Genomic DNA, 20,231 nt, shown 5'->3' on the forward strand with positions numbered 1-20,231 from the left:
TGCTTCATCCGTCGTCTGACAAGCCATATCCTTACTTTTATTTGGAATGAGCTATGTCTGCCACTACTAAACCATCACGCCGCGAACAGCGCGCTCAAGCCCAACACTTTATCGATACCCTGGAAGGGACCGCCTTCCCTAACTCAAAACGCATTTATATTACCGGTTCGCAGCCGGATATCCGCATTCCGATGCGCGAAATTCAGCTCAGCCCAACGCTGACTGGCGGCACAAAAGACAACCCGCAGTTCGAAGAGAACGAAGCCGTTCCGGTATACGACACCTCCGGACCGTATGGCGATCCTGACGTGGCGATTAACGTCCAGCAGGGTCTGGCAAAGCTGCGCCAACCGTGGATTGCGGCGCGTAACGATAGCGAAGAATTAGACGACCGGAGTTCCGCTTATACCAAAGAACGTCTGGCCGACGATGGCCTGGACGAGCTGCGTTTCACCGGCCTGCTGACGCCAAAGCGCGCCAAAGCGGGTAAGCGAGTCACCCAACTGCACTACGCCCGCCAGGGAATAGTGACCCCGGAGATGGAGTTCATCGCCATCCGTGAAAACATGGGCCGCGAGCGCATTCGCAGTGAAGTGCTGCGTCACCAGCATCCGGGGATGAACTTTGGTGCACGCCTGCCGGAAAACATCACGCCGGAATTCGTGCGTGATGAAGTGGCCGCGGGCCGAGCGATTATTCCTGCCAACATCAACCACCCGGAATCCGAGCCGATGATTATCGGTCGCAACTTCCTGGTGAAGGTTAACGCCAACATTGGTAACTCTGCCGTCACCTCCTCCATTGAAGAAGAGGTAGAGAAGCTGGTGTGGTCGACGCGCTGGGGCGCTGACACGGTGATGGATCTCTCCACCGGTCGCTATATCCACGAAACCCGCGAGTGGATCCTGCGTAACAGTCCGGTACCGATCGGTACTGTGCCGATCTACCAGGCGCTGGAGAAGGTCAACGGGATCGCCGAAGATCTCACCTGGGAAGCCTTCCGCGACACGCTGCTGGAGCAGGCCGAACAGGGCGTCGACTACTTCACCATTCACGCGGGCGTGCTGCTGCGCTACGTGCCGATGACTGCCAAACGCCTGACCGGCATTGTCTCACGCGGCGGTTCAATTATGGCGAAATGGTGCCTTTCTCATCACAAAGAGAACTTCCTGTACGAACATTTCCGCGAGATTTGCGAAATCTGCGCCGCCTACGATGTCTCTTTGTCGCTAGGTGACGGCCTGCGCCCGGGTTCAATTCAGGATGCGAACGACGAAGCGCAGTTCTCCGAGCTGCATACGCTGGGCGAGCTGACCAAAATCGCTTGGGAATACGACGTGCAGGTGATGATAGAAGGTCCAGGTCATGTGCCCATGCATATGATCCAGCGCAACATGACCGAAGAGCTGGAGCACTGCCATGAAGCACCGTTCTACACTCTAGGACCGTTGACCACCGATATCGCACCGGGCTACGACCACTTCACTTCCGGGATCGGTGCGGCGATGATCGGCTGGTTTGGCTGCGCGATGCTGTGCTACGTCACGCCAAAAGAGCACCTCGGCCTGCCGAACAAAGAAGATGTTAAACAAGGGTTGATTACCTACAAGATTGCCGCCCATGCAGCTGACTTAGCAAAAGGTCATCCGGGCGCGCAGATCCGCGATAACGCCATGTCGAAAGCGCGCTTCGAATTCCGCTGGGAAGACCAGTTTAACCTCGCGCTCGACCCATTCACCGCCCGTGCCTACCACGATGAAACCCTGCCACAGGAATCCGGTAAGGTCGCCCACTTCTGCTCCATGTGCGGGCCGAAGTTCTGCTCGATGAAAATCAGCCAGGAGGTTCGCGACTACGCTGCTGCACAAACGATTGAAGTCGGCATGGCAGATATGTCGGAGAACTTCCGCGCCAAAGGCGGCGAAATCTACCTCAAAAAAGAGGAGGCGTAATGTACCAGCCTGATTTCCCGACCGTGCCGTTTCGCCTCGGGCTTTACCCGGTGGTGGACAGCGTGCAATGGATTGAACGCTTGCTGCAGGCGGGCGTATGCACGATCCAACTGCGCATTAAAGATAAGCGTGATGAAGAGGTCGAAGCCGACGTTATGGCCGCCATTGAACTGGGTCGTCGCTATAACGCCCGTCTGTTTATCAACGACTACTGGCGTCTGGCAATTAAGCACCGCGCTTACGGCGTACATCTGGGCCAGGAAGACCTTGAAACCACCGACCTGAAGGCGATTCAGGCGGCGGGGCTGCGCCTGGGGGTCTCCACTCACGATGATATGGAGATCGACGTCGCGCTCGCCGCTAAGCCTTCTTATATCGCGCTGGGTCATGTTTTTCCCACGCAAACCAAACAGATGCCTTCCGCCCCGCAGGGACTCACGCAACTGGCAAACCATATTGAACGATTAGCGGATTACCCGACCGTCGCCATTGGCGGTATCAGCCTTGAGCGCGCCCCGGCGGTACTGGCGACCGGCGTCGGCAGCATTGCCGTGGTCAGCGCCATTACCCAGGCGGCTGACTGGCAGGTCGCCACGGCCCAACTACTGGATATCGCGGGAGTGGGCGATGAATGACCGCGACTTTATGCGCTACAGCCGCCAGATCCTGCTCGGCGATATCGCCATTGAAGGCCAACAAAAGCTGCTCAATAGCCATGTGCTGATTGTCGGTTTAGGCGGGTTAGGTTCGCCTGCCGCGCTGTATCTGGCGGGAGCAGGCATCGGAAAATTGACGCTGGTAGACGATGACGACATTCATCTGAGCAACCTGCAGCGCCAGATCCTGTTTACCACTGATGATATCGCACGTTCAAAATCGCAGGTTGCCCAGCAGCGCCTGACGCGGCTCAACCCGGATATCGAGCTGGTGTCACTCCAGCAGCGACTGAAAGGCGATGCGCTTCGGCATGCGGTAGCGCGTGCCGATGTGGTGCTCGACTGTACCGATAACATGGCCACGCGCCAGGAAATTAACGCCGCCTGCGTAACGCTCAACACCCCGCTCGTCACCGCCAGCGCCGTCGGCTTTGGCGGCCAACTGATGGTGCTGACGCCCCCGTGGGAACAAGGATGTTACCGCTGCCTGTGGCCGGACGATGTAGAGCCCGAACGCAACTGCCGTACCGCCGGTATCGTCGGACCAGTTGTGGGCGTGATGGGCACCTTGCAAGCGTTGGAAGCGATTAAATTGCTCAGCGGTATTGAGACGCCCAGCGGAGAGCTACGCCTGTTTGACGGTAAAACCAGCCAGTGGCGCAGCTTCGCACTACGACGCGCCAGCGGCTGCCCGGTATGCGGAGGGCAACATGCAGATTCAGTTCAATGATGAGCCGATGCAGTGCGCCGAAGGACAAACCGTCAGTGGGCTGCTCACTGCGCTTAATCAGCTTAAACCGGGCGCGGCGCTGGCGCTCAATCAGCAGATCCTCCCGCGCGAGCAGTGGGAGCAGCAAATCGTGCAGGAAGGCGACCAGATCCTGCTTTTTCAGGTTATTGCAGGGGGTTGATATGTTACGTATTGCCGACAAAACGTTTGATTCGCATCTGTTCACCGGCACCGGAAAGTTTGCTTCATCGCAGCTGATGGTCGAGGCGATTCACGCCTCCGGCAGCCAACTGGTAACGCTGGCCATGAAGCGCGTGGATTTGCGTCAGCACAACGATGCCATTCTGGCGCCGCTGGTAGAAGCTGGTGTGACGCTGTTGCCCAACACTTCGGGGGCAAAAACCGCTGAAGAGGCGATTTTTGCTGCCCAGTTAGCGCGTGAAGCGCTGGGCACAAACTGGCTGAAATTAGAAATCCATCCGGACGCCCGCTGGCTGTTACCCGATCCAATCGAAACATTGAAAGCCGCAGAAGCACTGGTGAAAAAGGGCTTCGTGGTGCTGCCTTACTGTGGCGCAGATCCGGTGCTGTGCAAACGACTGGAAGAAGTAGGCTGTTCTGCAGTCATGCCGCTCGGCGCGCCTATCGGTTCTAATCAGGGGCTGGAAACCAAAGCGATGCTGGAGATTATTATCCAACAGGCGACCGTGCCGGTGGTGGTTGATGCAGGCATCGGCGTCCCTAGCCACGCCACGCAGGCGCTGGAAATGGGCGCCGACGCGGTGCTGGTCAATACGGCAATCGCGGTAGCCGACAGCCCGGTGATGATGGCAACCGCCTTCCGCCTGGCCGTTGAAGCTGGCTTGCTGGCACGCCAGGCGGTACCAGGAAGCAAAAGTTCGCAGGCAAGTCCCACCAGCCCGTTAACCGGATTCCTGGAGGCCTTCGCATGAAAACGTTCAGCGACCGCTGGCGGCAGCTGGACTGGGATGACATCCGCCTGCGCATCAACGGTAAAACCGCCGCTGACGTAGAGCGCGCCCTCAACGCTTCGCATCTTAGTCGCGACGATCTGATGGCATTGCTCTCTCCTGCCGCCGCCGATTATCTGGAGCCGCTGGCGCAGCGGGCGCAGAAGCTCACCCGTCAGCGTTTTGGTAACACGGTGAGCTTTTACGTGCCGTTGTATCTCTCCAACCTTTGCGCCAACGACTGCTCCTACTGTGGTTTTTCGATGAGCAACCGTATCAAACGCAAAACGCTGGACGAAGATGAGATAACACGGGAGTGTGCGGCTATCCGTGAGCTGGGTTTTGAGCATCTGCTGCTGGTCACCGGTGAACATCAGGCAAAAGTGGGGATGGATTACTTTCGTCGCCATTTGCCTGCCATTCGCCGCCAGTTCGCCTCTTTACAGATGGAGGTACAGCCGTTGTCAGAGGCTGAATATGCAGAGCTGAAGACGCTGGGGCTGGATGGCGTGATGGTGTATCAGGAGAGTTATCATGAGGCAACTTACGCTCGCCACCATTTAAAAGGGAAAAAGCAGGATTTCTTCTGGCGCCTGGAAACGCCGGACAGGCTGGGCCGCGCAGGGATCGACAAAATCGGTCTTGGCGCGTTGATTGGTTTGTCCGACAGCTGGCGGGTTGATTGCTATATGGTGGCTGAACATCTGCTATGGATGCAGCAGCATTACTGGCAGAGCCGTTACTCTATCTCCTTCCCTCGCCTGCGCCCATGCACCGGAGGCGTTGAGCCTGCATCGATCATGGATGAGCGACAGTTGGTCCAGACCATTTGCGCGTTTCGTTTACTGGCGCCAGAAATTGAGCTGTCGCTCTCCACCCGCGAATCGCCATGGTTTCGTGACCATGTGATCCCGTTGGCGATCAACAACGTCAGCGCCTTCTCAAAAACCCAGCCCGGTGGTTATGCCGATAACCACCCCGAACTGGAACAGTTCTCCCCGCACGACGATCGTCGCCCAGAAGCCGTTGCTGAAGCACTCATGGCCCAGGGTTTACAGCCCGTGTGGAAAGACTGGGACAGCTATCTGGGGCGCGCTTCACAGGTACCGTAGGTCAGGAGCAATCGCATAAACAAAAAAACCCGCTTTCGCGGGTTTTTTCTTCACTGACACTTAACTGCTCGGGCTCTGGCCTTCATCGCTATCGTAAGCGCTCGTGAAATTATCGGCGATTACAGCGCGACAACGTTAACAGCAGACGGGCCTTTAGCGCCATTCTCCACGGAGAACTCCACCTTTTGACCTTCATCTAACGTTTTAAAATCGTTACTCTGGATAGCGGAGAAATGCACAAACACATCCTTGCTACCGTCCTGAGGAGTGATAAAGCCGAAGCCTTTATCAGAGTTAAACCATTTTACTAAACCAGTCATTTTGTTAGACATAGATACTTCCTTTCATGTTTTTGAGCCGCTTATGCAGCGAAGATGGCCTGTTTTGCAGAAATTAACTTATGGGGCACTTAGGGAGGAGGCTCATGAAGAAGAGTATCTGAGGATAACGCTTGAACTGAGAACTGCTTTACTAAAACTGCTTGCATAAGGTCTGTGTTCCAAACCGATGCCGCTATAGTAGACCTACTTCTAATCATTAAGCAAGCATTAATTTTTTTAATACCCACTGAGTGATGCAATGTTGAACCATCGCGGCTAAGCATCCTGGATAACAGCTTGATCTACAATGAACAAAAGCCCCGACTATTGCAGTCAGGGCTTTACGTTACTACACACTTCAAATTTAACATTAATAAACTTAACGATTTAATACTGCTGATGGTACTACTTTAAAATGTACACGTTTACTACAGATAATATTGGATATTAATACTAACTAAAGCTTTCCTCTATTTACCGTTAAACACATTCCACCCGCTTGATAATAGAACTCAAGACTGGTGACCTAAACAAGTACACTTCCCCTCGCGACATATACTCTTTGATGCGTTGCCTTATTTCCCTTGTGATAACCAGAAAAGCAGAAACCACAAACATTTACTATAAAATCATGGCGTTACATCATCGCGCTTTACTGACTTTTTGCGATTAGATATATCAACTACGTGGCCTGAAAGCATTGTCGAAGTGAAAAAATAGCGTTTTCAGCATCGACTATCCCATACAAAAAATACTTCGTGGCCTTTATCGCAAACCCCAATCAAGCTCTACTAACACTTACTACGTTAACAGCAAACTACAATTTCTCCGCTGTTAAGTATTAACATACGGGTTTAAAAAACGCTGTCAATACTGTTTTTTATAACATGTATTTATTGACAGTAATTATATATTCCAGCATGTGATAAGCGAGTCAAAAAGCCGCTGGCCCTGGTCCAGATCGCAGGGTTCTGCCTCTTTTTGTAACCGGTTTCAGAAAAAGCGGCTTTCTTTGTGATGCCTTGCACACAATCGTTGCAAAGCAGTTGTTGCTATAGCTGGCTCGCGATAATTATCAACTCACACATGTTGATCGAGACTGCTTATGAAAAACATCGTTTTATGCTGTGCCGCCGGAATGTCCACCAGCATGCTGGTGCAAAGGATGAAAGATGCCGCCCAGAAAAAAGGCGTCGACGTCACTATCAAAGCCGTCCCGGTGGCCGAGTTTGAAGAGAATATCGCTACAGCGGATATCGTTTTGCTCGGTCCACAGGTTAAGTATGAACAGGCCAAGCTACAGGCGATCGCCGACCCACTAGGCAAAAAGGTCGCCGTTATCGACATGATGGATTACGGCATGATGAAAGGCGATGCGGTACTGGATAAGGCGCTGAAACTACTGGAGTGATGGTATGGAAGAGTTAGAAACGATCATCATGGAGTTATTGGTAAATGCTGGCGCTGCACGCAGCCAGGCCCTGACGGCATTGCAACTGGCGCGTAAAGGTGATTTCGCCGGTGCAGAACAAGCGATGACGGAATCACGCGAGTACGTCAAACAAGCGCATAAAATCCAGACCCAGCTGATCGGTATTGACGAAGGAACTGGCAAACTACCAGTTAATCTCATCACCGTCCATTCGCAGGACCACCTGATGAATGCCATGGTGATTCAGGATCTGGCCGGCGATATGATTGAGCTTTATCGGCGGTTACCACCGATAAATTAATGACACTGCCGGATGGCTTCGTAGACCTGATAAACGCCATCAGAAATAACATAGACATAAAAAAACCCGCCGAAGCGGGTTTTTTATTATGGTCGGCAACGATTAATCGTTGTCAGAACCGCCCAGGCCTGCGTTCAGCAGTTCTGCCAGGCTGGCAGACGCATCTTCAGCAGTTACCTGCGGTGCAGCTGGCAGTTCGCCCGCTGCGCGACGGCGCATACGATCCTGGTGGTACGCATAACCAGTACCTGCCGGGATCAGACGACCCACGATGACGTTCTCTTTCAGACCGCGCAGTTCATCACGTTTACCTGCAACAGCTGCTTCGGTCAGGACACGCGTGGTTTCCTGGAACGATGCTGCAGAGATGAAGGACTCGGTTGCCAGAGACGCTTTGGTGATACCCAGCAGATCGCGGGAGAACGTTGCACCCACTTTGCCGTTCGCTTCCAGCTCGCGGTTTGCGATCTTGACGCGGGAGTATTCAACCTGCTCGCCTTCCAGGAAGTCGGAGCTACCAGCGCTTTCGATGGTGGCTTTACGCAGCATCTGACGAACGATAACTTCGATGTGTTTATCGTTAATCTTAACACCCTGCAGACGGTATACGTCCTGAACTTCGTTAACAATGTAACGAGTTACAGCATGCACACCACGCAGACGCAGGATATCGTGCGGCGCTTCCGGACCGTCGGAAACCACGTCACCACGTTCTACACGTTCACCTTCGAACACGTTGAGCTGACGCCATTTCGGAATCATCTCTTCGTACGGTTCGCTACCGTCTACCGGGGTGATAACCAGACGACGTTTACCTTTGGTTTCTTTACCGAAGGAAATGATGCCGCTGATTTCAGCCAGGATTGCCGGCTCTTTCGGACGACGTGCTTCGAACAGGTCCGCAACGCGCGGCAGACCACCGGTGATATCCTTGGTACCGCCGGATTCCTGCGGAACACGCGCCAGGGTGTCACCAGAGCTGATCTGTACGCCATCTTCCAGCTGAACAATCGCTTTACCCGGCAGGAAGTACTGAGCAGGCATATCGGTGCCTGGGATCAGAACGTCGTTGCCCTGAGCATCAACAATTTTCAGTGCCGGACGCAGGTCTTTACCACCCGCAGTACGCTCTGCAGAATCCAGAACCACCAGAGAAGACAGACCGGTCAGCTCGTCGGTCTGACGAGTAATGGTCTGGCCGTCGATCATGTCAGTGAAGCGGACGAAACCACTCACTTCGGTGATAACCGGCATGGTGTGCGGATCCCAGTTTGCTACGGTTTCGCCGCCAGCAACCTGTTCGCCATCACCTTTCGCCATAACGGAGCCGTAAGGCACTTTATAGCTTTCTTTGGTACGGCCGAATTCGTCGATCAGTTTCAGTTCGGTGTTACGTGAGGTGATAACCAGTTTACCGCTGGAGTTCACAACCGACTTCGCGTTGCTCAGACGGATGCTACCTTTGTTTTTCACCTGGATGCTGGATTCAGCAGCCGCACGAGATGCCGCACCACCGATGTGGAACGTACGCATCGTCAGCTGTGTACCCGGTTCACCGATGGACTGTGCCGCGATAACGCCGATTGCTTCACCTTTGTTGATGATGTGGCCACGCGCCAGGTCACGACCATAGCAGTGCGCACATACACCAAAGTCAGTGTCACAAGATACAACGGAACGGACTTTAACGGAGTCAACGGAGTTCTCTTCCAGCAGATCACACCACTGTTCGTGCAGCAGCGTGTTGCGTGGAACCAGAATATCCGCCGTACCCGGCTTCAGAACGTCTTCAGCAGTTACACGACCCAGAACGCGATCGCGCAGCGGCTCTTTAACATCACCACCCTCGATAACCGGGGTCATGGTGATGCCTTCCAGAGTGCCGCAATCGTCTTCAGTAACAACCAGGTCCTGCGCGACGTCAACCAGACGACGAGTCAGATAACCGGAGTTCGCTGTTTTCAGTGCGGTATCCGCCAGACCTTTACGAGCACCGTGAGTAGAGATGAAGTACTGGAGTACGTTCAGACCTTCACGGAAGTTCGCGGTGATTGGCGTTTCGATGATGGAGCCATCTGGCTTCGCCATCAGACCACGCATACCGGCCAGCTGACGAATCTGTGCTGCAGAACCACGCGCACCGGAGTCGGCCATCATGTAGATGCTGTTGAAGGAAACCTGCTGCTCTTCTACGCCGTCACGGTTAATAACGGTTTCGGTTTGCAGGTTATCCATCATCGCTTTGGATACACGATCGTTCGCCGCAGCCCAGATATCGATAACTTTGTTATAGCGTTCGCCTGCGGTTACCAGACCAGACTGGAACTGCTCCTGGATCTCAGCAACTTCAGCTTCCGCTTCAGAGATGATCTCGTGTTTCTTCTCTGGGATGACCATGTCATCAATACCAACAGATGCACCTGAACGCGCTGCATATGCAAAGCCGGTGTACATTGTCTGGTCAGCGAAGATAACGGTCGGCTTCAGGCCCAGAATGCGGTAACAGGTGTTCAGCATTTTGGAGATAGCTTTCTTGCCCAGCGCCTGATTGACGATGGAGAAAGGCAGACCTTTCGGTACGATCATCCACAGAATGGCACGGCCAACGGTCGTGTCTTTCAGGCTGGTTTTCGCAACGAATTCGCCGTTTTCATCTTTTTCATATTCGGTGATACGCACTTTAACGCGCGCATGCAGAGAGGCCAGACCTGCGCGATAGATACGCTCAGCTTCTTTCGGGCCAGTCAGCACCATGCCTTCGCCTTTGGCGTTAACACAGTCACGGGTCATGTAGTACAGACCCAATACAACGTCCTGAGACGGAACGATGATAGGTTCGCCGTTCGCCGGAGACAGGATGTTGTTGGTAGACATCATCAGCGCACGCGCTTCGAGCTGGGCTTCCAGCGTCAGCGGTACGTGAACAGCCATCTGGTCACCATCGAAGTCGGCGTTATATGCCGCACAAACCAGCGGGTGCAGCTGGATAGCTTTACCTTCGATCAGTACCGGTTCAAATGCCTGGATACCCAGACGGTGCAGTGTTGGTGCACGGTTCAGCAGTACCGGGTGTTCGCGGATAACTTCGTCCAGGATATCCCAAACGACAGCTTCTTCACGCTCAACCATTTTCTTAGCGGCTTTGATGGTGGTGGCCAGGCCACGCAGTTCCAGCTTGCCGTAGATGAACGGTTTGAACAGTTCCAGTGCCATTTTCTTCGGCAGACCGCACTGATGCAGACGCAGGTATGGACCTACGGTGATTACAGAACGACCGGAGTAGTCAACACGCTTACCGAGCAGGTTCTGACGGAAACGACCCTGCTTACCTTTGATCATGTCGGCCAAAGATTTCAGAGGACGTTTGTTAGAACCGGTGATCGCACGACCGCGACGACCGTTATCCAGCAGGGCGTCAACCGCTTCCTGCAGCATACGTTTTTCGTTGCGTACGATGATGTCCGGCGCAGCCAGATCCAGCAGACGCTTCAGACGGTTGTTACGGTTGATAACGCGACGATACAGATCGTTCAGATCCGATGTTGCGAAACGACCACCATCCAGCGGAACCAGCGGACGCAGATCTGGCGGCAGAACCGGCAGAACGGTCAGGATCATCCACTCTGGCTTGTTGCCAGACTGTACGAAAGCTTCCAGCAGTTTGATACGCTTGGTCAGCTTCTTACGCTTGGTTTCGGAGTTGGTTTCGTTCAGCTCTTCGCGCAGAGTTTCACACTCTTGCTCCAGATCCATGCTCTTCAGCAGGGCCTGAATAGCTTCCGCACCCATCTTCGCGTCGAATTCGTCACCGAACTCTTCCAGCGCGTCCAGATACTGCTCTTCAGTCAGAATCTGTTGACGTTCCAGGTTAGTCATACCGCCTTCGATAACAACATAGGATTCGAAGTACAGTACACGTTCGATATCGCGCAGCGGCATATCGAGCAGCAAACCGATACGGGACGGCAGAGATTTCAGGAACCAGATGTGAGCGGTCGGAGACGCCAGCTCGATGTGGCCCATACGCTCACGGCGTACTTTGGTCTGGGTCACTTCAACGCCGCACTTCTCACAGATCACACCACGGTGTTTCAGGCGCTTGTACTTACCGCACAGGCACTCATAGTCTTTTACCGGCCCAAAGATACGGGCGCAGAAAAGGCCGTCACGTTCAGGTTTGAACGTACGGTAGTTAATGGTTTCCGGCTTCTTAACTTCACCGAAAGACCATGAACGGATCATGTCTGGCGAGGCCAGAGCAATTTTGATCGCATCAAACTCTTCGGTTTTAGTCTGCGCTTTCAGAAACTTTAATAAATCTTTCACGGATTTGCTCCCGTCGGAGTTAGCACAATCTGGCGCTGGCTGTTACGCCAGCACCAGTGACCTGTTTGATCGAGAGTTACTCGTCTTCCAGCTCGATGTTGATACCCAGCGAACGAATCTCTTTCAACAGTACGTTGAAGGATTCCGGCATGCCTGGTTCCATCTGATGGTTGCCGTCCACGATGTTTTTATACATCTTAGTACGACCGTTCACGTCATCAGACTTAACGGTGAGCATTTCCTGCAGGGTGTATGCTGCGCCATATGCTTCCAGCGCCCACACTTCCATCTCCCCGAAGCGCTGACCACCGAACTGCGCCTTACCACCCAGCGGCTGCTGAGTAACCAGGCTGTAAGAACCGGTAGAACGCGCATGCATCTTGTCATCAACCAGGTGGTTCAGTTTCAGCATGTACATGTAGCCAACGGTAACCTGGCGCTCGAATTGCTCACCGGTACGACCGTCGAACAGTGTGATCTGACCGGAAGTCGGCAGGCCACCCAGCTGTAACAGTTCCTTGATTTCAGACTCTTTCGCACCGTCGAAAACCGGCGTTGCGATCGGCATACCTTTTTTCAGGTTTTCAGCCAGACGCAGAACTTCTTCATCGCTGAAGGTATTCAGGTCAACTTTCTGACGAACATCTGAACCCAGATCGTAAGCACGCTGGATGAATTCGCGCAGTTTCGCGACTTCTTGCTGCTGTTTCAGCATGGCGTTGATCTTATCGCCGATACCTTTTGCAGCCATACCCAGGTGGGTTTCAAGGATCTGACCGATGTTCATACGCGATGGTACGCCCAGCGGGTTCAGTACGATATCTACCGGCGTACCGTTAGCATCGTGTGGCATATCTTCGATCGGGTTGATCTTAGAGATTACACCCTTGTTACCGTGACGACCTGCCATCTTATCACCAGGCTGGATCCGACGTTTAACCGCCAGATACACCTTAACAATCTTCAGCACGCCCGGTGCCAGATCGTCGCCCTGAGTGATTTTACGACGTTTCGCTTCGAGTTTTTTCTCGAATTCGTGTTTCAGTTCGTCGTACTGCTCAGCCAGTTGTTCCAGCTGATTCTGTTTCTCTTCGTCGGTCAGGCCGAGTTCTAACCAGCGGTCGCGCGGCAGTTTGTCGAGCTTCTCAGCTTCAACACCACCGGAAACCAGCACAGCGTAGATACGGCTGAACAGGCCAGCTTCGAGGATCTGCAGCTCTTCAGACAGGTCTTTTTTCGCCTGCTTCAGCTGCATCTCTTCGATTTCCAGCGCACGTTTGTCTTTTTCTACGCCATCGCGAGTAAAGACCTGAACGTCGATAATCGTACCGGAAACACCGTTTGGCACGCGCAGAGAAGAGTCTTTAACGTCAGACGCTTTCTCACCGAAGATCGCACGCAGCAGCTTCTCTTCTGGCGTCAGCTGGGTTTCACCTTTCGGCGTTACCTTACCAACCAGAATGTCGCCACCGGTCACTTCCGCACCGATATAAACGATACCGGATTCATCCAGTTTGGAGAGCGCAGCTTCACCCACGTTCGGGATGTCAGCGGTGATCTCTTCTGGCCCCAGCTTGGTGTCACGGGACACACATGCCAGTTCCTGAATATGGATGGTGGTGAAACGGTCTTCCTGGACAACACGCTCGGATACGAGGATGGAGTCTTCGAAGTTGTAACCATTCCATGGCATGAATGCCACGCGCATGTTCTGACCCAGCGCCAGTTCACCGAGGTCGGTGGACGGACCGTCTGCCAACACATCACCACGTTCAACCGGCTCGCCCAGAGATACGCAAGGCATCTGGTTGATGCAGGTGTTCTGGTTAGAACGGGTGTATTTGGTCAGGTTATAAATGTCGATACCTGCTTCGCCCGGGTACATCTCGTCTTCGTTAACTTTGATAACGATACGGGAAGCATCCACGTACTGAACAGTACCGCCACGTTTAGCAACTGCAGTAACACCGGAGTCAACGGCAACAGCACGTTCCATACCGGTACCAACCAGCGGCTTATCAGCGCGCAGAGTCGGAACCGCCTGACGTTGCATGTTCGCACCCATCAATGCACGGTTGGCGTCATCGTGTTCCAGGAACGGGATCAGGGACGCACCGACGGATACCACCTGCTGGGTGGATACGTCCATGTAGTCAACCTGGTCGCGGCTGAACAAGCTGGATTCGCCTTTGCTACGGCAGGTAACCAGATCTTCTACAAAGTGGCCTTCGTCATCCAGGTTGGAGTTCGCCTGAGCGATAACGTAGTTGCCTTCTTCGATAGCAGACAGGTAATGAATTTCGTCAGTTACAACACCGTCGGTCACTTTACGGTACGGAGTCTCGAGGAAGCCGTATTCGTTAGTCTGTGCATACACGGACAGGGAGTTGATCAGACCGATGTTCGGACCTTCAGGCGTTTCGATTGGACATACGCGACCGTAGTGAGTCGGGTGTACGTCTCGAACTTCGAAGCCTGCGCGTTCACGGGTCAGACCGCCTGGGCCGAGTGCGGAGATACGACGTTTGTGCGTAATCTCAGACAGCGGGTTGTTCTGGTCCATAAACTGAGACAGCTGGCTGGAACCAAAGAACTCTTTCACTGCTGCAGAAATCGGCTTGGCGTTGATCATATCCTGAGGCATCAGAGTATCCAGATCGCCCAGAGACAGACGCTCTTTCACCGCACGCTCAACACGTACCAGGCCAACGCGGAACTGGTTTTCCGCCATTTCGCCTACGGAACGGATACGACGGTTGCCGAGGTGGTCGATATCATCGACTTCGCCTTTACCGTTACGGATATCGATGAGCTTCTTCATCACTTCGATGATGTCGTCTTTGCTCAGGATACCGGAACCTTCGATTTCGTCGCGCAGCAGAGAACGGTTGAACTTCATACGACCAACCGCAGACAGGTCATAGCGGTCTTCGGAGAAGAACAGGTTCTCGAACAGGCTTTCAGCAGCTTCACGAGTCGGCGGCTCACCAGGACGCATCATGCGGTAGATTTCTACCAGTGCGCTCAGACGATCGTTGGTTGGGTCAACACGTACAGTTTCAGAAATGTACGGACCGTGATCCAGATCGTTAGTGAACAGCGTTTCGATACGCTTGTGACCAGATTGGCTCAGCTTAGCCAGCAGATCCAGGCTCAGCTCCATGTTAGCTGCGCAGATCAGCTCGCCAGTAGATTCGTCAACGTAGTCTTTAGCCGCAACTTTACCAGCAATGTATTCAACCGGAACTTCGATATGTTTGATATCGTCTTTTTCCAGTTGGCGAATGTGGCGCGCAGTGATGCGACGGCCTTTTTCGACGTAGACTTTGCCGTTAGCTTCAATGTCAAAGGAGGCGGTTTCACCACGCAGGCGTTCCGGCACCAGTTCCATCTGCAGCTTGTTGTCGCGAATTTCGAAAACAACTTTTTCAAAGAACAGGTCAAGGATCTGCTCAGTGGTGTAGTTCAGTGCACGCAGAATAATGGTCGCAGGCAGTTTACGGCGACGGTCAATACGTACGAACAGGTTGTCCTTCGGATCGAATTCGAAGTCCAGCCAGGAACCACGGTAAGGGATGATGCGCGCGTTATACAGCACTTTACCCGAAGAGTGGGTTTTACCTTTGTCGGAGTCAAAGAAGACGCCAGGACTACGGTGCAGCTGAGAAACGATAACACGCTCAGTACCATTGATTACAAAGGTACCGTTGTCAGTCATGAGCGGAATTTCGCCCATGTAGACTTCTTGTTCTTTAATGTCTTTTACGGTGCCTTCCGGCGCTTCGCGCTCGTAGATCACCAGACGCAGTTTTACGCGCAGCGGTGCGGAATAGGTCACGCCACGGATCTGACATTCCTGAACGTCAAACACCGGTTCGCCAAGGCGGTAGCTGACGTATTGCAGCTCGGAATTACCGCTGTAGCTCTGAATCGGGAAAACGGAACGGAAAGCTGCTTCCAGACCATACTGCCCTTCAGGATCTTGCTCGATGAACTTCTGAAACGAGTCAAGCTGGATAGAAAGGAGATAAGGTATGTCCAACACTTGTGGACGTTTACCAAAATCCTTACGAATACGTTTTTTCTCGGTATAGGAGTAAACCATTAGGGTTCCTCAGCTCGCTGACAAGTCGACCCATCTGTCCGACGAAGGGACAGTTTGTGCAACACTATTTTGTTGACCGGAAAATCGAATACTTTCCGCAATGCCTGTTGCTATCACGCTTAAACCATTTCATTGCGATTTACACAGAACTGATGCTCTGTCGCAGTATATTAAGACGTCGATAGAAACAAGCATTGAAAGGCACAGCAGTAGTCAAACAGTGTGAAATGCTACTGGCGCCTTACAGCGCAAAAAGGCTGGTGACTAAAAAGTCACCAGCCATCAGCCTAATTTCTTAGGCTGCAACCAGAAAAGTTGGCTTATTTAACTTCAACTTCAGCGCCAGCTTCTTCCAGAGATTTTTTCAGTGCTTCTGCGTCGTCTTTGCTGATGCCTTCTTTCAGGGCAGCCGGAGCAGATTCTACCAGGTCTTTAGCTTCTTTCAGACCCAGGCCAGTTGCGCCACGTACTGCTTTGATTACAGCAACTTTGTTGGCGCCAGCAGCTTTCAGAATTACGTCGAATTCAGTTTTTTCTTCAGCAGCTTCAGCCGGGCCAGCAGCTACAGCTACAGCAGCAGCAGCGGAAACACCGAATTTTTCTTCCATTGCAGAGATCAGTTCTACAACGTCCATTACGGACATAGCGGATACTGCTTCAATGATTTGATCTTTAGTGATAGACATTTAAATTGTTCCTGAAAATCAGAATAAGTTTATACGTAAGCAGATGCTTGAGAAAGATAACTGCGATTAAGCAGCTTCTTTCGCATCGCGTACAGCAGCCAGAGTACGAACCAGTTTGCCAGCCGAAGCTTCTTTCATGGTTGCCATCAGGCGTGCAATTGCTTCTTCGTAGGTCGGCAGAGTTGCCAGGCGATCGATTTGCGATGCCGGGATCAATTCACCTTCAAAGGCTGCGGCTTTGACCTCAAATTTTGCATTCGCTTTCGCGAACTCTTTGAACAGACGAGCAGCAGCGCCCGGGTGTTCCATAGAGTATGCAATCAGGGTCGGACCAACAAACGTGTCTTTCAGGCACTCGAACTGAGTACCTTCAACGACGCGGCGCAGCAGGGTGTTACGAACAACACGCATGTATACGCCAGCTTCACGACCTGCTTTACGCAGTTCAGTCATTTTATCTACAGTTACGCCACGGGAATCCGCAACTACTGCAGACAGCGCGCCTTTGGCTACTTCGCTGACTTCAGCAACAATCGCTTGTTTGTCTTGAAGATTTAAAGCCATTAGCTTTGCTCCTGGATGTTTGCCGGAACTCATGTTCCGGAACTCACTTCACTCTCCCCAACGGAAAGAGCGTCTAAATACGGTGAGCAGAAACAAGCCAGAGTATCAGAAATAATCTTAGCGTTCTGTCACCGTCTACGCAGGGCATTAAGTTTCTTACGAAACACCTGCGGTCTTCGACGGAGGCCTGGATAGGCCAGGCTCCAACGAACAAATCTTGTCTATGACTTCGCCCTTTGAACTGTAACCGCGTTAGCTGCTCTCGTTCACACCGGTCATGTAGTTAACTACACTCCCGGCGATTCACTCAATTGCTGCCTTGCTACAATTCAAATGACTCGCATAGAGTTCTGTTTATTTAAACAGAAACGTGGGGGTAAGATTGTAGACAAAATCACCGCCCACGTAAAGGCGAATATTAGTTCGCCACAGTCGCAGTCAGACCGGACTGATCAACGGCAACACCAGCACCCATGGTGGTGGAGATGCTAACTTTCTTGATGTACACGCCTTTAGCCTGAGTCGGTTTCGCTTTTTTCAGCGCAACCAGCAGAGATTCCAGGTTTTCTTTCAGTTTGTCAGCGTCAAAATCCACTTTACCGATGGTGGTGTGGATGATGCCGTTTTTGTCGTTACGGTAACGAACCTGACCTGCTTTAGCGTTCTTAACCGCTTCAGCAACGTTAGGGGTTACAGTACCAACTTTCGGGTTTGGCATCAGGCCACGCGGGCCCAGAACCTGACCCAGCTGGCCAACAACGCGCATTGCATCCGGGGAAGCAATAACAACGTCAAAGTTCATTTCGCCTTTCTTGATCTGGTCAGCCAGATCTTCCATACCTACCAGCTCAGCGCCTGCAGCTTTAGCAGCTTCAGCGTTTGCGCCCTGGGCAAATACGGCTACGCGAACGGAACGGCCAGTACCGTGCGGCAGTACAGTTGCACCACGTACGTTCTGGTCAGATTTACGAGCGTCGATGCCGAGGTTAACGGCAACGTCTACGCTTTCTACGAATTTAGCAGTGGCCAGCTCTTTCAGCAGAGCGATAGCTTCGTTGATGTCATACTGTTTAGTTGCATCAACTTTGTCACGGATCACGCGCATACGCTTGGTCAGTTTAGCCATTTCTTAGTCCTCCACTACCAGGCCCATGGAACGTGCAGTACCTTCAATGGAGCGAGTCATCGCTTCAATGTCGGAACCAGTCATGTCGGCAGCTTTGGTCTGCGCGATTTCCTGCAGCTGAGCGCGGGAAATTTTACCCACTTTGTCTTTGTTCGGCTTGCCGGAACCAGACTTGATACCAGCCGCTTTCTTCAGCAGAACTGCTGCCGGAGGCGTTTTGGTAACGAAAGTGAAAGAACGGTCAGCGTAAACGGTGATAACAACCGGGATCGGCAGACCTTTTTCCATGGAATCAGTTTTTGCGTTGAACGCTTTGCAGAATTCCATGATGTTCACGCCTTGTTGACCCAGTGCTGGACCTACCGGCGGACTCGGGTTAGCCATACCAGCTGCAACTTGCAGCTTGACGTAGGCCTGGACTTTCTTAGCCATTCTAAATTCCTCTAGTTGGGTTATAGCGCCTCAAGGAGGCTCCCCGTGATTAAATTCGTTTTACGGACAGGGCCCATAAAAACAAAAGGCGCGAAATTGTATTCCAATCTCGCGCCTTGTGCAACGATTAAATCGCCGCTTTTTTGATCGCTGTTTAGGCTTTTTCTACCTGGGCAAAGTCCAGTTCTACCGGAGTCGCACGACCGAAGATAGAAACAGAGACTTTCAGGCGGGACTTCTCGTAGTCCACTTCTTCAACCACGCCGTTAAAGTCAGCAAACGGACCGTCACTAACGCGAACCATTTCACCTGGCTCAAACATCGTTTTCGGACGCGGTTTATCGCCAACCTGCTGCAGACGGTTCATGATCGCATCAACTTCTTTGTCGCTGATCGGCGCCGGACGGTCAGATGTACCGCCGATAAAGCCCATCACACGCGGCACGCTGCGTACCAGGTGCCAGCTTGCGTCATTCATCACCATCTGGACCAGTACATAGCCCGGGAAGAATTTACGTTCGCTCTTGCGACGCTGGCCACCACGGATTTCGACCACTTCTTCGGTCGGCACCATGACTTCGCCAAACAGTTCTTCCATATTTTGTAACTTGATATATTCGCGCAGCGACGTGGCTACGCGGCCTTCAAAACCGGAAAACGCCTGAACGACGTACCAGCGCTTTTTAGGGGCTTCAGACATCTTAGAACCTCAGGCCAGTGATAAAGGATACCAGGCGAACCAGAATACCATCCAGTCCCCACAGGATCAGTGACATTACTGCGGTAACCGCAGCCACAATTAATGTGGTGTGCAATGTTTCCTGGCGAGTTGGCCAAATGACCTTACGGACTTCGGTTCTCGCTTCACGGGCAAAAGCAACGGTCGCTTTACCTTTTGTTGTCAACAGCGCGACACCACCCGCTGCGGCAATCAGAATCACTACGGCCAGCGCACGCAGCGGCAGCATCATGTCACGATAGAGGTAGTTGCCAACGATAGCTACAAGCAGCAATACAGCGACAACAACCCACTTCATCGCTTCCAGGCCGCGCCCGCTTCCTTGAGCTTCGGTATTCGCACTCATAAACCAACCTGTCAGAAGTATTCTACAAACATTTTCACCCCGCGTAAGCGAGGCGATCCAAACCGAAATGCTCTGGTGCGTTTCGGACTAAACGCCCTCTTCAGAGCCTGTCTCAGCAATGATTATGACAAAAAAAATCACTGATGAGCCAGGTTCTGGTGTGAAAGCGTGCAAAAAGGGCATCAAATGATGCCCTTTTATTGCGCATTGCGTCAAATGTTATTCGGCAATTAGCTCATTACTTTGGCAACAACGCCCGCACCAACAGTACGGCCGCCTTCACGGATTGCGAAACGCAGACCGTCATCCATCGCGATTGGGTGGATCAGGGTAACAACCATTTTGATGTTGTCGCCCGGCATTACCATCTCTACGCCTTCCGGCAGTTCGATGGTACCAGTCACGTCAGTAGTACGGAAGTAGAACTGCGGAC

Annotated in this window: 18 protein-coding genes; 8 read left to right on the plus strand and 10 right to left on the minus strand. The window is 52.6% G+C overall.

The features are described from left to right. Positions 1–53 precede the first annotated feature (53 nt). From thiC to thiH, 6 genes are read left to right on the plus strand one after another with little or no spacing between them, the layout of a single operon-like run. Positions 54–1,952 (plus strand): phosphomethylpyrimidine synthase ThiC, encoded by a 1,899-nt coding sequence (gene thiC, locus BZK40_RS23050; protein ID WP_032945653.1) that lies wholly within the window; start codon positions 54–56, stop codon positions 1,950–1,952. Then, positions 1,952–2,587 carry a thiamine phosphate synthase gene (gene thiE, locus BZK40_RS23055; RefSeq protein ID WP_048215160.1) on the plus strand — a complete coding sequence of 212 codons (636 nt, stop codon included), beginning with the start codon at positions 1,952–1,954 and terminating at the stop codon, positions 2,585–2,587. The genes thiC and thiE overlap by 1 nt, the downstream gene beginning before the upstream one ends. Continuing rightward, entirely contained in the window at positions 2,580–3,338 is a 759-nt protein-coding gene (locus tag BZK40_RS23060; RefSeq protein ID WP_048237128.1) for a HesA/MoeB/ThiF family protein, read from the plus strand. Before thiE ends, BZK40_RS23060 begins: the two co-directional genes overlap by 8 nt. Beyond that, a complete protein-coding gene (thiS, locus tag BZK40_RS23065) occupies positions 3,319–3,519 on the plus strand; it encodes a sulfur carrier protein ThiS (protein ID WP_016155307.1) in 201 nt (66 codons plus the stop codon). The genes BZK40_RS23060 and thiS overlap by 20 nt, the downstream gene beginning before the upstream one ends. A gap of 1 nt (position 3,520) precedes the next feature. Continuing rightward, positions 3,521–4,291: a thiazole synthase gene (gene thiG / locus BZK40_RS23070; protein ID WP_079935366.1), complete on the plus strand. Its 771-nt coding sequence runs from the start codon at positions 3,521–3,523 to the stop codon at positions 4,289–4,291. Further along, a complete protein-coding gene (gene thiH, locus BZK40_RS23075; RefSeq protein WP_079935367.1) occupies positions 4,288–5,421 on the plus strand; it encodes a 2-iminoacetate synthase ThiH in 1,134 nt (377 codons plus the stop codon). The genes thiG and thiH overlap by 4 nt, the downstream gene beginning before the upstream one ends. A 119-nt stretch (positions 5,422–5,540) precedes the next feature. On the opposite strand, the gene cspG is transcribed toward thiH, so the two are convergent. Next, entirely contained in the window at positions 5,541–5,753 is a 213-nt protein-coding gene (gene cspG / locus BZK40_RS23080; protein WP_003033098.1) for a cold shock protein CspG, read from the minus strand. Between the two features lie 1,093 nt (positions 5,754–6,846). Here cspG and BZK40_RS23085 point away from each other — a divergent pair. After that, positions 6,847–7,152, plus strand: a complete 306-nt coding sequence (locus BZK40_RS23085) for a PTS sugar transporter subunit IIB (RefSeq protein ID WP_003033102.1) — start codon at positions 6,847–6,849, stop codon at positions 7,150–7,152. 4 nt (positions 7,153–7,156) lie between these two features. Then, complete coding sequence (locus BZK40_RS23090; RefSeq protein ID WP_008787121.1) at positions 7,157–7,474, plus strand: PTS lactose/cellobiose transporter subunit IIA; 318 nt, start codon at positions 7,157–7,159, stop codon at positions 7,472–7,474. Positions 7,475–7,576: 102 nt separating this feature from the next. Here BZK40_RS23090 and rpoC read toward each other — a convergent pair whose 3' ends face one another. From rpoC to BZK40_RS23140, 9 genes are all read right to left on the minus strand, one after another. After that, positions 7,577–11,800, minus strand: a complete 4,224-nt coding sequence (gene rpoC, locus BZK40_RS23095; RefSeq protein WP_003826919.1) for a DNA-directed RNA polymerase subunit beta' — start codon at positions 11,798–11,800, stop codon at positions 7,577–7,579. A 76-nt stretch (positions 11,801–11,876) separates the two neighbouring features. Then, positions 11,877–15,905 carry a DNA-directed RNA polymerase subunit beta gene (gene rpoB, locus BZK40_RS23100; protein WP_003033111.1) on the minus strand — a complete coding sequence of 1,343 codons (4,029 nt, stop codon included), beginning with the start codon at positions 15,903–15,905 and terminating at the stop codon, positions 11,877–11,879. 320 nt (positions 15,906–16,225) lie between these two features. After that, positions 16,226–16,591 carry a 50S ribosomal protein L7/L12 gene (gene rplL / locus BZK40_RS23105; protein ID WP_003033114.1) on the minus strand — a complete coding sequence of 122 codons (366 nt, stop codon included), beginning with the start codon at positions 16,589–16,591 and terminating at the stop codon, positions 16,226–16,228. A gap of 66 nt (positions 16,592–16,657) precedes the next feature. Further along, positions 16,658–17,155 carry a 50S ribosomal protein L10 gene (gene rplJ / locus BZK40_RS23110; protein WP_001207203.1) on the minus strand — a complete coding sequence of 166 codons (498 nt, stop codon included), beginning with the start codon at positions 17,153–17,155 and terminating at the stop codon, positions 16,658–16,660. Between the two features lie 418 nt (positions 17,156–17,573). Next, entirely contained in the window at positions 17,574–18,281 is a 708-nt protein-coding gene (rplA, locus tag BZK40_RS23120) for a 50S ribosomal protein L1 (protein WP_003033119.1), read from the minus strand. Positions 18,282–18,284: 3 nt separating this feature from the next. After that, the gene (rplK, locus tag BZK40_RS23125) at positions 18,285–18,713 is read right to left on the minus strand and encodes a 50S ribosomal protein L11 (protein ID WP_003033122.1); all 429 of its coding nucleotides are present in this window, start codon (positions 18,711–18,713) and stop codon (positions 18,285–18,287) included. Between the two features lie 154 nt (positions 18,714–18,867). Continuing rightward, complete coding sequence (gene nusG, locus BZK40_RS23130) at positions 18,868–19,413, minus strand: transcription termination/antitermination protein NusG (RefSeq protein ID WP_003033125.1); 546 nt, start codon at positions 19,411–19,413, stop codon at positions 18,868–18,870. A gap of 1 nt (position 19,414) precedes the next feature. Then, entirely contained in the window at positions 19,415–19,798 is a 384-nt protein-coding gene (gene secE, locus BZK40_RS23135; protein ID WP_003033128.1) for a preprotein translocase subunit SecE, read from the minus strand. Positions 19,799–20,028: 230 nt separating this feature from the next. After that, positions 20,029–20,231 (minus strand): EF-Tu C-terminal domain-related protein (locus tag BZK40_RS23140; protein WP_458773792.1); only part of this gene is annotated, 203 nt, incomplete at its 5' end.

Origin of the sequence: Citrobacter portucalensis, assembly GCF_002042885.1 — a bacterium.
GTDB classification, from domain to species: domain Bacteria; phylum Pseudomonadota; class Gammaproteobacteria; order Enterobacterales; family Enterobacteriaceae; genus Citrobacter; species Citrobacter portucalensis.